The organism is Bacteroides sp. CAG:633 (assembly GCF_000435115.1).
GTDB classification, from domain to species: Bacteria; Bacteroidota; Bacteroidia; order Bacteroidales; family Bacteroidaceae; genus Bacteroides; species Bacteroides ndongoniae.
On the sequence record NZ_FR883155.1, the window covers coordinates 24,210 to 37,182 of the forward strand.

Below are 12,973 nucleotides of genomic sequence, written 5' to 3' on the forward strand. Positions count from 1 at the left end.
CATGAATGAAGGGGTAAAAAAGTGTTTTAGTAGAGTGAATGTATCAGATAATACATTGCTTGTCATGGATGGATTTTTACGGCAAAATTGGATTGTTTTGACAAGATTCGTTATCCGTTTTTCAGCTGAATGCAGGATGTATTTTCTAAAAATTCCCTTTGGACTTGCGGAAGCTGATGCGGGTTTCGGGCAGGGACAATGCAATGCTTGGTTTAGATCGTCAGACAGGATCTCCGGCATTGCTAAAGATGTGCTTCGGGCTTACATTATCCTTAAATCTCCTTAACAGAATCCCTGTAAATCACTTTTTATTTGTTATTTTGCACCAAATTTAGGTGTATTGCAGCCTGACGGTTCGGGATGCATCGTTATTTGGTAGAACGTTCGATGAATAAACTCACTATAAAATCTTGTCCGGTATGCGGCAGCACACAGTTGGAACGTGCGTTGACATGCGTTGACCATTACGCTTCGGGCGAGGTATTCCACTTATGTCGTTGCCAGAATTGCGGTTTTCTGCTGACACAGGATTTTCCTGTTGAGGCGGAGATAGGCCGTTATTATGAAACTCCGGACTATATTTCGCATTCTGATACCCGGAAAGGGGCGATGAACTCGGTTTATCACTGGGTGCGCAGTTACATGCTGAAGCGTAAGGCGAGACTGGTGATGCACGAAGCACACCGGCGGGAAGGGCGATTGCTGGATATAGGTACCGGTACCGGTTACTTTGCCGACACCATGCGCCGTCAGGGCTGGCAGGTGGAAGCGGTAGAGAAGAACGAGGGAGCACGGAAGTTTGCTAAAGAACATTTTAATCTGGATGTAAAGCCTGATACGGCTTTATCGGACTACGAACCCGCTTCGTTCGATGTGATTACGCTGTGGCATGTGATGGAGCATCTGGAGCACCTGAACGAGACGTGGGAACGGCTGTATTCGTTGCTGACAGAGAAGGGAGTGCTGATTGTGGCTGTGCCTAACTGTTCGTCGTACGATGCGCAGAAGTACGGCGCTTATTGGGCTGCTTACGATGTGCCCCGTCATTTGTGGCATTTTACGCCTTCTACGATTCATCAGCTGGCTGCCAATCATGGCTTTATCATGGCCGAAAGACATCCTATGCCTTTTGATGCTTTTTATGTGTCGATGCTTACCGAGAAACATATGCGTCATTCGTGTGCATTTCTGCGTGGAATGTTTACGGGTACGTTGGCGTGGTTCAGTTCGCTGGTCAGGAAGGAGCGGAGCAGTTCGATGATTTATGTGTTCCGGAAGAAAAAAGAGACGGACAGATGATGCGGACAGTATAAAAAGAAAGGAAACAGGAGAATGGCAGGTAAATCTAAAAATAATTTGGTTTCGGGCTTCGACATGCAGTTTGTCACGTCGAGCATCAGCACGACGCTGGTCTTGCTGTTGCTGGGGCTGGTTGTGTTTTTCGTATTGGCTGCCCATAATCTTTCGGTATACGTGAAGGAAAACATCAGTTTTTCTATTCTTATCAGTGACGAGATGAAGGAAGCGGATATCCTGAAACTTCAGAAGCGCCTTGATAAAGAGGCATTTGTGAAGGAAACGGAATATATCTCGAAAAAGCAGGCACTTCGCGAACAGACTGAGGCAATGGGGACTGATCCTGAAGAATTTTTGGGTTATAATCCTTTTACTGCTTCTATTGAGATAAAACTGCATTCCGATTATGCCAATTCGGACAGCATTGCCAAGATAGAGAAACTGATAAAGAAGAACTCCAATATTCAGGAAGTTCTGTATCAGAAGGAGCTGATTGATGCCGTGAATGATAACATACGGAATATCAGTCTGTTGTTGCTCGGACTGGCAGCTATACTGGCTCTTATATCGTTTGCCCTTATCAACAATACCATCCGTCTGGCTATCTATTCCAAACGTTTTCTGATTCATACCATGAAGCTGGTAGGTGCCAGCTGGGGCTTTATCAGGCGTCCTTTCCTGCGGCGTAACTTCTGGATAGGTGTGCTGGCGGCATTTGTAGCAGATTGTATTCTGTGGGCGGCTGCTTACTGGCTGGTGTCGTACGAACCGGAACTGATCAGGGTGGTTACGCCCGATGTAATGATGCTGGTATCGGCTGCAGTATTGTTGTTTGGGGTGCTGATAACTTATTTGTGTGCCTTGTTGTCCATCAACAAATACCTGAGGATGAAGGCAGGCACGTTGTATCAGATATAGTTTGTGAATTTTTAAGTTTGTGAGTTTTTTAGTTTTTAAGTTGATGTTAAAGCAATAACTCGCAAACTGATGAACTTACAAACTCATAAACTTACAAACTTAGAAACCTAATAATAAATAAAAGAAATGGATAAACGGAAATTTGCTTTCGATAAAACTAATTTCATCTTGCTGGCTATCGGTATGCTGGTGGTGATTGTGGGTTTTATCCTGATGACCGGTCCTTCGTCTACACCGACGAACTTCGAACCGGACATTTTCAGTGTGAGACGGATTAAGGTAGCTCCAGTAGTGTGTCTGCTGGGCTTTGTGTTTATGATATATGCAGTGCTTCGCTCCCCCAAGGATAAGGGTGTGTCGCAGGAGAAAGATCATCTGACTGAATGAGCTATATGGGAGATTTGACTATATGGGAGGCAATCGTTATTGCCATTGTGGAAGGACTGACGGAATTCTTGCCTGTTTCTTCTACAGGACACATGATTATAACCCAGAATATGTTGGGAGTGGAAAGTACTGAGTTTGTCAAAGCTTTTACGGTAATTATACAATTTGGGGCTATCCTCTCGGTCGTGTGCCTGTATTGGAAGCGTTTTTTCCGTCTGAATCATACACCTGCTCCTCAAGGAGCATCATCTTTGCGTCGTTTGCTACATAAGTTCGATTTTTATTGGAAACTGCTTGTTGCCTTTATACCGGCTGCTTTACTGGGCTTTTTGTTCAGCGACAAAATAGATGCGTTGCTCGAAAGTGTGGTGGTGGTGGCCGTGATGCTTGTGATAGGTGGTATCTTCATGCTGTTTTGCGACCGTATTTTCTCCAAAGGAAGCGAGCAGACGGAGCTGACGGAAAAGCGTGCTTTCCTCATCGGTCTGTTTCAATGTATAGCTATGATACCCGGAGTTTCCCGTTCGATGGCTACGATTGTAGGCGGTATGGCTCAGAAACTTACACGCAAAGCTGCAGCAGAGTTTTCCTTCTTCCTGGCTGTCCCTACCATGTTTGCGGCTACGGCTTATAAGGTTTTGAAACTGTTTTTGGAAGGTGGAACAGAGATTGTTGTCAACAACCTGCCTGCCTTGCTTGTAGGCAACGTGGTTGCGTTTGTGGTGGCATTGCTGGCTATCAAGTTCTTTATTAGTTTTGTAACGAAATATGGATTCAAGGCTTTTGGTTGGTATCGCATTGTTGTAGGGGGAGGTATTTTGGTTATGTTGTTGTGCGGGTACTCACTGGAAGTGTTATAAGGAGCAATGATGGATTTTAAAGAAGGAGAAGTATTATATTTCAATAAGCCGTTGGGCTGGACTTCGTTCAAGGTAGTGGGTCATGCACGGTACCACATTTGCCGGAGGCTGGGTATAAAGAAGCTGAAGGTAGGCCATGCCGGAACGCTCGACCCTCTTGCTACGGGCGTGATGATTGTCTGTACGGGTAAAGCGACAAAACGCATCGAAGAGTTTCAATATCATACGAAAGAGTATATTGCTACCATTCGGTTGGGAGCTACGACTCCTTCTTATGACCTGGAACATGAGATTGATGCTACTTACCCTACCGAACACATTACGAAAGAACTGGTGGAGGAGACGCTGAAAAAGTTTGTAGGCGAAATACAACAGGTGCCGCCAGCCTTTTCGGCCTGTATGGTAAACGGTACACGGGCTTACGACCTTGCCCGCAAGGGGAAAGAAGTGGAACTGAAGCCCAAATTGCTGGTGATTGATGAAATAGAACTGTTGGAATGCAACCTGCCCGAAATAAAAGTACGGGTCGTGTGCAGCAAAGGAACATATATCCGTGCCTTGGCACGTGATATAGGAGAGGCCCTGAACAGCGGGGCGCACCTGACGGCATTGCAGCGTACCCGTGTGGGCGATGTGCGTATCGAAGACTGCCTGGATCCGCTGGATTTCAGACAGTGGATAGACCAGCAGGAGATTTCTTCATCAGACGAAGCGGTGCAGCAGGATGGAGCTCCGGCTGCGGAAAAGAATATTCAATAAACCTCATATAAAAAAGGAAAGATATGAAACTGTCGCAATTTAAATTCAAACTTCCCGAAGAGAAGATTGCTTTGCATCCGACAAAGTATAGAGACGAGTCGCGCCTGATGGTGCTTCACAAAAAGACGGGTAAAATTGAACATCGTATGTTCAAGGATATTCTGGACTATTTTGACGACAAGGATGTGTTTATCTTCAACGACACAAAGGTGTTTCCTGCCCGCCTGTATGGCAACAAGGAAAAGACCGGTGCACGTATCGAGGTGTTTCTGTTGCGCGAACTGAACGAAGAATTGCGTTTGTGGGACGTACTGGTCGATCCTGCCCGCAAAATCCGTATCGGTAATAAACTTTATTTTGGTGATGATGATTCGATGGTGGCCGAAGTGATTGACAATACCACTTCGCGTGGCCGTACGCTTCGTTTCCTTTACGACGGACCTCATGATGAGTTCAAGAAGGCATTGTATGCGTTGGGCGAGACGCCGCTGCCACACAGCATCATCAACCGTCCGGTAGAGCCGGAAGACGCTGAACGGTTCCAGTCTATTTTTGCACGGAACGAGGGAGCCGTTACCGCCCCTACCGCTAATCTGCACTTCAGCCGTGAGCTGATGAAACGTATGGAAATCAAGGGTATCGATTTTGCCTTCATCACGCTTCATGCCGGTTTGGGCAACTTCCGTGATATAGACGTGGAAGACCTGACCAAGCACAAGACCGATTCCGAGCAGATGATCGTAAACGAAGAAGCCGTACGTATTGTGAACCATGCCAAAGACCTGAACAAGCAGGTATGTGCGGTGGGAACAACCGTGATGCGTGCCATTGAGAGCACGGTAAGTACGGACGGACACCTGAAGGAGTACGACGGATGGACCAACAAGTTCATCTTCCCGCCATACGACTTTACGGTGGCTACCTCTATGGTTTCCAACTTCCACATGCCGCTTTCTACACTGCTGATGATTGTGGCTGCTTTCGGAGGCTACGAGCAGGTGATGGAAGCTTACGATGTGGCATTGAAAGAAGATTATCGTTTCGGTACTTACGGCGATGCGATGCTGATAACCGACAGATAACTTTTAAATGAAGAATGAAGAACGAAGAATGAAGACTATACCTTTGTGTAGAAAATCAAAAGGGGGGGTGAGCGAAGCTGATGAAGAAGGATTAGACGTTTTCGGTGAAGGCCGGGATGAATCTATGTCCGGTGCTGCAGCCGAACCGCAAGCAAATTCTTCATTCTTCATTCCTCATTCTTCATTTACCTATTATCTGGGCTTGGGTACTAATTTAGGAGACAAACGACAGAATCTGCAACGGGCGGTAGAACTGATAGGCGAACGGATAGGAGAGGTGGTTTCCTTGTCCTCCTTTTATGTGACAGCTCCGTGGGGATTTTCTTCGGAAAACAGTTTTCTGAATGCAGCGGTTTGTGTAAGGACCGGACTGCCTCCTTTGGAAGTATTGCAAGTGACCCAGAGATTGGAACAAGAGCTGGGGCGTACACACAAATCTGTGGATGGAGTATATTCCGACCGCCTGATAGACATCGACTTGCTGCTTTGCTTCGATGCTGACGGTACTCTTGTTCGTATACAGACTCCGCAACTGGTAATTCCTCATCCACTGATGCAGGAACGGGAGTTCGTGATGAATCCTTTGCGGGAGATTGCACCGGAAGTGGTGCGGCAATTACCTTTTTCTGAATGAATCTCTACCATTTTAATCTATATTTTTATGAAAAAACTTATTTGTATTTGCTTGCTTTTGGCGGCCTTTATAGGGGTAAAAGCGCAGGAGAGCGATGAATTTACCGTATTGCAATGGAACATCTGGCAGGAAGGTACAAAAGTGAAGGGTGGCTATGATGCCATTGTGAACGAAATCGTTCGTCTGAAACCCGATTTTGTGACTTTCAGCGAAGTGCGGAATTACAATAATACGCGTTTCTGCGACCGTATTGTAGAGTCATTGCGCCAAAAGGGTGAAACGTATTATTCCTTTTACAGTTACGACTCCGGGCTGTTGAGTCGCCATCCGATAACCGATTCTCTTACGGTATTCCCCGAAAAAGACGATCATGGCAGTATTTATAAGATGACGAGTCGTGTGAAAGGGCACAAAATTGCCGTTTATACGGCGCATCTTGACTATCTGAGTGACGCATACTACAATGTTCGTGGTTATGACGGTTCTACCTGGAAGAAGATTCCTGTGCCGCAGACGGTTCTTGAAGTGCTGCAACTGAACGATGCTTCGCAGCGCGACGATGCCATCCGTTGCTTTATTGCCGAGGCGCGTAAGGACATTGCCGAAGGCACCATTGTGATATTGGGAGGCGACTTCAACGAACCTTCGCATCTGGACTGGATACGCGAGACCAAGGACCTGTACGACCATAACGGGCTGATTGTCCCCTGGACGGTGCCTTTGCTGCTCGACAATGCAGGCTTTGTGGATACTTACCGTACGCTTTATCCGGATGTATTGAAATATCCCGGCTTTACTTTCCCTATTGATAATCCGCTGGTACCCGTAGAACAGTTGACCTGGGCGCCGGAAGCTGACGAGCGCGACCGCATTGATTACGTCTTCTACTATCCTCATCCGGCTATCAGCCTGAAGGATGCCGTGATTTTTGGTCCGAAAGGAAGCATCGTCAACAGCAAACGTGTTCCGAATGAATCGGATGACAAATATCTGCTGCCGGAAGGCGTGTGGCCGACCGATCATAAAGGGGTGCTGGTGATGTTCGGCATCCGTTGACAGTTTTTTTTGAAAAAAAGTATTTATTGTTTTTTATATAGTAGTTTTGTGTTATCTTTGTTGGAGAGAGCACAGATTTATTTTGATATTGGCAAGAGTCCGGAGGTAAGTGGGCTTTTGTGGGCAGGAGATCTGATTTGAGATTGTTGGAAGAATACTATTAAAAACAATAAATCATGAAAAACATTGGCTGTTTCGTTTTATGGATCGTATTGTTGGTGTTTGGGTATACTTCTTCAGTTTATGCCATTGAACCAAACTTGAAGTACGGTAAACCTTCGAAAGAAGAGTTGTCAATGGATGTGTACGAGAAAGATACTACGGCCTCGGCTGTTTGTTTGATTCGGGAAGGAAAGACTTACTTTACGTATAAGGATGGATTCACGCTGAGTACAGAGTATTGGGTACGCATCAAGATTCTGAAGCAGGAAGGTGTGAAATATGCGGATGTAATGATACCGTATTATGCACCTGATGAAAAGGGAAAAGAGCAGGATGTGTTGCTGGATCTGGAAGGCTGTGCTTACAACCTGGAGAATGGAAAAGTTACGAAAAGCCGGTTGAAGAAAGACATTGTTTCGGATGAACGTATCAATCAGACGTATAAAGTACGGAAGTTTTCGCTGCCGAACGTACGGAAAGGTACGGTAATAGAGTATAGTTATAAAGTGAATTCGACGTATTTCTCGCAGATTGAAAACTGGGTGATGCAGGAAGAAATTCCTGTAGTACATAATAAGTATGAAGTGACGGTTCCGAGTGTTCTGGTCTATAATATAGAGTTTCGTGGAAAGAAGTATATTCATGTAGATCGTGAGGAAGCTTCGATAACGGCTACCTCTGTGCTGGAAAGTGGTCCCAGTAGGGTGGCACGCAACTTCGGGATTAAGGCTGAAAGATATATACTGAGTGCGCACGACTTACCAGCCTTGGCACAGGATGAACCTTATTGCTGGTGTCCGGAGGATTATCGGGTACAGGCAAGTTTCGACTTGCAGGGGACTAATTATCCGGATGAAGGCTATAAAGCGCTCAGCAAGAATTGGACAGATGTGGATAAACTGTTGCTGAGTGATGAACATTTGGGATTCGGGCGCTGGTTAAGAATGCCCAATCCGTTTATTGATGAAACCAGAAGTGCGGTGGAAAAGCTGCAACAGGAAAAAGGAGATGCGTTGGATTTCGATACCAAGGTCAGAGCTGCTTTCGACTTGTTGAAGGAAAAGCTGGCCTGGAACGGAAAGTATGACCTTTACTGCGACAACATGGATAAAGTTGTCAAGAACAAAAGCGGTAATAATGCGGAGCTGAATTTTGTATTCATCAGTATTCTACGAGGATTTGGAATCAATGCTTATCCCGTTGTTATCAGCCGGCGTTCGATGGGTATGTTGCCGGTCAACTTTCCGACCTATCAGAAGCTTAATACATTTGTGGTGGCTGTTTATGATACTAAGAAGCAACGCTTTGTGTATCTGGACAGTTCGATGACGCTACCGGTATTTAATGTACTTCCTTGTGAATTGTTGGTAGAGAAAGGACGTCTGTTAGCTCCGAATGTACCCGAAGAAAAGCGTTGGGTAGACCTGATGCAGGTGGCGAAGAATCTGTTGACTATCCGAACAACAGCAGAGGTAGTTGAGGGAAGCATCAAAGGACACAGGCAGGTGACTATGCAGGGGCAATACGGACTGGAATATCGTTGGAAGAAACAGCGTGGTGAGGCTGTGCCGTGGCTGGACGATGGGCACGTAGTGCTTAGCAACGTCGAAGTCAGGGAGCCGGAAACACGCTTTGGAGCCTTATTGGAAGAAGCTGACTATGAAATGAAGTTGGAACAGGCTGGTGACATGCTGTACGTCAATCCGATGATTTTCCCACAACTGAGGGAGTCACCTTTTGTTCAGACCAAACGCGAGTTACCTGTCGAGTTTGACTATCCTTACCAGATAAGTCTGACGTGTGAACTGAAACTTCCTGAAGGCTATCAGGTGGAAGAAATGCCGCAGCCGGGTAGGGTTACGACTGAAGATAATAAGTTGCAGTTCACCTATTGGATCAGCCGAGAAGAGGGAACGGTCTATCTGAAATATGAATTTGCTGTCAAGGCCCATTTATTTCCGGCAGATTACTATTCGCAGTTGCAGGAAATGTGGGACAAGGCTGTGGAGAAGAATAATGCACTGATTGTTTTGAAGAAACAACAGTAAAGAGTATGAAACAGTATTGGACGGTTATATTGTGTGCTTTTTGCCTAAACTGGACCGGAATAACGGAAGCGTTGGCACAGAAGGTTCTTCATTCGATTGTGAAAGAGGCCCGAAAGGAAGTGGAATGTACTTCAATGTCCCAATATGTCGAGAACAATACGATGGAGGTTACCGTATTCGACCGCGAAGGAGAGGAGAATGCTACTTTCGTATGTTTTTGTGATAAGTTTATTTCGTTGGAGAACTTTTCTGGTGAGATTCTGGATGCACAAGGTAACCGGGTGAGGAAAATCAAGAAGTCGGATCTACAGAGGTCGGAGTATTCTTCGTCGCTCCTGACCGATGATTATCGCTATTATTATCTCAGTAAGTATCCTTCTTTTCCTTATACAATCAGATATGAATGGAAAGTGAAATGCCGTAACGGAGTGATCGGTTTCCCTCCTTTTATTCCGCAAATAGTTACCGGACAGCTGGTTGAGAAGGCTTCGTACACAATTTCTGTACCGGCAGGACAGTCGTGCAGGTATTATGCCAGAAACATAGAGGGAAAGGAAGTGACGATTCGTGAGAAAACCGATGAGGATGGGCGAAAGCAAATCGATGTTGTTGCGACTAATCTGCTTCCTGTATATAAGGAAAGGTTTGCTCCATCGTGGAACGAGCTGTTGCCGATGGTTTATTTTGTTCCTTCTGATTTTGTGTACGATGGAGTGGCAGGAAACTTGGATACCTGGAAAGCTTATGGAGTGTGGCAGCATAAACTGTTGCAAGGAAGGGATGTGTTGGATGAGGATTTTAAAATGCGTTTACACGAATTGGTTGCTGATTGCCGGACTGACCGTGAAAAGGTGAAAGTAATTTATGATTATCTGGCTGCGACGACCCGCTATGTTAGCATCCAGTTGGGGATTGGAGGTTTACAGCCGATAGCAGCGTCTGAGGTATGCCGATTGGGTTTTGGTGATTGTAAAGGATTGTCGAATTATATGCTTGCCATGCTGAAGGAACTGGGTATTTCTTCCACTTATGTTGTGGTGAGTACTGAAAATGAAAGACTGATTCCTGATTTTGCAACAGCTAGTCAAATGAATCATGTGATTTTGCAGGTATCTCTTCCTGGCGATACGTTGTGGTTGGAATGTACAGATGCGCATTTGCCTTTTGGGTACATACATAGCCAAATTGCTGGTCACGATGCTTTGCTGATAGAACCTTCGGGCGGGCGCTTGTGCCGGATTCCCGATTATCCGGATTCTTTGCATACGAAAGCTATTCGTGCTGATATACGGTTATACCCTACAGGCAAGGCTGATGTGCAGGTCGATGAAACCTCTTGTTTGGCGCGCTATGAGGAGAATATGTCCAATGTGCTGGCTACTCCCGACCGTCAGAAACAGATGATTCGTTCGAAGGTAAAGTTGTCGCAGGTGGAAGTGGAAGACTGGAATATCTCGGAACGGAAAGAAGCATTTCCTGTTGTCGACATCGGCTATAAAATACATGTGGAGAAATATGGTAGTCAGACTGGTAACCGATTGTTTGTACCTTTGAATGTATTTGGGGAAGTTCCAGGCTTTTCAGCAGAAGAAGAGCGGAACTATCCTATATATATAGGGCATGGTTATGTAGATACAGATAGTCTGCACATTTCTTTTCCTGAAGGATACGAGATTGAGGCTGTACCGGCATCTGTTTCGTTTGACAGTCCGTATGGCGAGTTTCGCTCGGAGATAAAAGTGAAAAAAGGAGAAATATATGTAGTTCAACGACTGGCAGTCAGGAAAGGAACTTATCCGGCGGGTACGTATCCTGATTTTGTCCGTTTTTGGAAGCAGGTAGCCGGACAGTATGATGGGAAGCTCGTTTTACGGAAGATTTTGTGATGCGTGTTCATTATCAGGACAGGCAGGCATTTAATAGCTCCTTTATGAATGTTAATTCTTGATGCCCGTATCCGTGTTTCACGGAAAAGGCTTATCTTTGCAGCCGAAATTTAAATGTGGAAAGATTTGAGTAGCTTGCAACCACAGAAAAAAATGCTAAAACACATACTTTTCTGAACAGGCCGGTGCATTCCGGTACCTCTACTCACGCATTTCCCATCCATTAAACTTTTAGTTATTAATTATTCATTCTTAATTGTAAAAGTATGGGATACTTGTTTACATCCGAATCGGTGTCAGAAGGACACCCCGACAAAGTGGCCGATCAGATATCGGACGCTGTGCTTGACAAACTGTTGGCTTATGACCCCAGTTCGAAAGTAGCTTGCGAAACGCTGGTAACTACCGGACAGGTAGTGCTGGCCGGTGAAGTAAAAACAAAGGCTTATGTAGACCTCCAACTGATTGCTCGTGAAGTTATCAAGAAAATCGGTTATACGAAGGGCGAATACATGTTTGAAAGCAATTCGTGTGGTGTGCTGAGCGCTATCCATGAACAGAGCCCCGACATCAACCGCGGAGTAGAACGTCAGGACCCGATGGAACAGGGTGCAGGCGACCAGGGTATGATGTTCGGCTATGCGACCAACGAAACTGAGAATTACATGCCGCTTTCGCTCGACCTGGCACATCGCATTTTGCTGGTACTGGCCGAGATACGCCGCGAAGGCAAGCAGATGACCTATCTTCGTCCTGATGCCAAGAGCCAGGTGACCATTGAATACGATGACAACGGTACGCCGGTGCGTATCGATACCATTGTCGTTTCTACGCAGCACGATGACTTCATCCAGCCTGCCGATGATACAGAAGAAGCCCAGCTGAAGGCTGATGAAGAAATGCTGGCCATTATCCGTCACGATGTGATTAACATCCTGATGCCCCGTGTCATTGCTTCGATTCATGCCGAAAAGGTATTGGCGTTGTTCAATGACGACATCAAGTATCATGTGAATCCTACCGGAAAGTTTGTGATCGGTGGCCCTCACGGCGACACAGGTCTGACCGGACGCAAAATTATTGTGGATACTTACGGCGGTAAAGGCGCACATGGTGGTGGTGCTTTCTCGGGTAAGGACCCCTCGAAGGTAGACCGTTCGGCTGCCTATGCCGCACGTCATATCGCCAAGAACCTGGTGGCTGCCGGTGTGGCCGATGAAATGTTGGTTCAAGTGTCGTATGCCATTGGCGTAGCACGTCCTATCAACATCTATGTCAATACGTACGGACGCAGCCATGTGAACATGAGTGACGGCGAGATAGCCCGTAAGATTGACGAGCTGTTCGACCTTCGTCCGAAAGCAATTGAGGATCGCCTGAAGTTGCGTAATCCGATTTATCAGGAGACAGCAGCTTACGGACATATGGGCCGCGAGCCGCAAGTGATAACCAAGCACTTCAAGAGCCGTTACGAGGGCAATAAGGACATAACCGTAGAACTCTTTACTTGGGAGAAGCTGGATTATGTCGACAAGGTTAAAGCAGCTTTCGGTCTGTAAGCCCCATGTTTCTGATTTAGACATCTGTTCTGTGTAGTCTGGAGGGGTGTTTCGGTCTCCTCTGATTTACAGTCAATTCATTATTATCACGCAGATTTCGGTTGTTAGTTGCCGGAATCTGCGTGATTTTTTTGTCCTTTTGCGTACATAGGCCACCTGAAAACAGACAAATAGGGGCCAATATCTGTCAATTGTTAGTTTTTCCCCCTTTTATTGCCAGCCTGTATCCTGCTTCGTGTCTCACCTTTCCATATGTTTGCATCGCTGGAAAGCACAAGAATTATTAATCACCTAATTAACGTGAGTTCGAAATAAAAATAAATATA

12 protein-coding genes are annotated in these 12,973 nt (G+C 45.9%); all 12 read left to right on the forward strand.

The window, feature by feature from the left end; all coding sequences use genetic code 11:
• Position 1 precedes the first annotated feature (1 nt).
• The 12 genes from QVP67_RS14835 (at position 2) to metK (ending at position 12,647) form a co-directional block, all read left to right on the forward strand.
• On the forward strand, positions 2 to 286 hold the full coding sequence (locus tag QVP67_RS14835; RefSeq protein ID WP_022164332.1) for a hypothetical protein: 285 nt from the start codon (positions 2 to 4) through the stop codon (positions 284 to 286).
• Between the two features lie 101 nt (positions 287 to 387).
• The gene (locus tag QVP67_RS14840; RefSeq protein WP_022164333.1) at positions 388 to 1,299 is read left to right on the forward strand and encodes a class I SAM-dependent methyltransferase; all 912 of its coding nucleotides are present in this window, start codon (positions 388 to 390) and stop codon (positions 1,297 to 1,299) included.
• Between the two features lie 33 nt (positions 1,300 to 1,332).
• Positions 1,333 to 2,214 (forward strand): cell division protein FtsX, encoded by an 882-nt coding sequence (locus QVP67_RS14845; RefSeq protein WP_022164334.1) that lies wholly within the window; start codon positions 1,333 to 1,335, stop codon positions 2,212 to 2,214.
• 126 nt (positions 2,215 to 2,340) lie between these two features.
• Positions 2,341 to 2,601, forward strand: a complete 261-nt coding sequence (locus QVP67_RS14850) for a DUF3098 domain-containing protein (RefSeq protein WP_022164335.1) — start codon at positions 2,341 to 2,343, stop codon at positions 2,599 to 2,601.
• Between the two features lie 5 nt (positions 2,602 to 2,606).
• A complete protein-coding gene (locus tag QVP67_RS14855; protein WP_071148552.1) occupies positions 2,607 to 3,461 on the forward strand; it encodes an undecaprenyl-diphosphate phosphatase in 855 nt (284 codons plus the stop codon).
• 6 nt (positions 3,462 to 3,467) lie between these two features.
• Entirely contained in the window at positions 3,468 to 4,220 is a 753-nt protein-coding gene (truB, locus tag QVP67_RS14860; RefSeq protein ID WP_022164337.1) for a tRNA pseudouridine(55) synthase TruB, read from the forward strand.
• Between the two features lie 23 nt (positions 4,221 to 4,243).
• Positions 4,244 to 5,302: a tRNA preQ1(34) S-adenosylmethionine ribosyltransferase-isomerase QueA gene (gene queA, locus QVP67_RS14865; protein ID WP_022164338.1), complete on the forward strand. Its 1,059-nt coding sequence runs from the start codon at positions 4,244 to 4,246 to the stop codon at positions 5,300 to 5,302.
• A gap of 169 nt (positions 5,303 to 5,471) precedes the next feature.
• Positions 5,472 to 5,936 carry a 2-amino-4-hydroxy-6-hydroxymethyldihydropteridine diphosphokinase gene (gene folK, locus QVP67_RS14870; protein ID WP_288180286.1) on the forward strand — a complete coding sequence of 155 codons (465 nt, stop codon included), beginning with the start codon at positions 5,472 to 5,474 and terminating at the stop codon, positions 5,934 to 5,936.
• Between the two features lie 27 nt (positions 5,937 to 5,963).
• Entirely contained in the window at positions 5,964 to 6,992 is a 1,029-nt protein-coding gene (locus tag QVP67_RS14875; RefSeq protein ID WP_022164340.1) for an endonuclease/exonuclease/phosphatase family protein, read from the forward strand.
• Positions 6,993 to 7,168: 176 nt separating this feature from the next.
• On the forward strand, positions 7,169 to 9,202 hold the full coding sequence (locus tag QVP67_RS14880) for a DUF3857 domain-containing protein (protein ID WP_022164341.1): 2,034 nt from the start codon (positions 7,169 to 7,171) through the stop codon (positions 9,200 to 9,202).
• Between the two features lie 5 nt (positions 9,203 to 9,207).
• Positions 9,208 to 11,088, forward strand: a complete 1,881-nt coding sequence (locus QVP67_RS14885) for a DUF3857 domain-containing protein (RefSeq protein ID WP_022164342.1) — start codon at positions 9,208 to 9,210, stop codon at positions 11,086 to 11,088.
• Positions 11,089 to 11,354: 266 nt separating this feature from the next.
• Positions 11,355 to 12,647: a methionine adenosyltransferase gene (metK, locus tag QVP67_RS14890; protein WP_022164343.1), complete on the forward strand. Its 1,293-nt coding sequence runs from the start codon at positions 11,355 to 11,357 to the stop codon at positions 12,645 to 12,647.
• Positions 12,648 to 12,973: the final 326 nt, after the last annotated feature.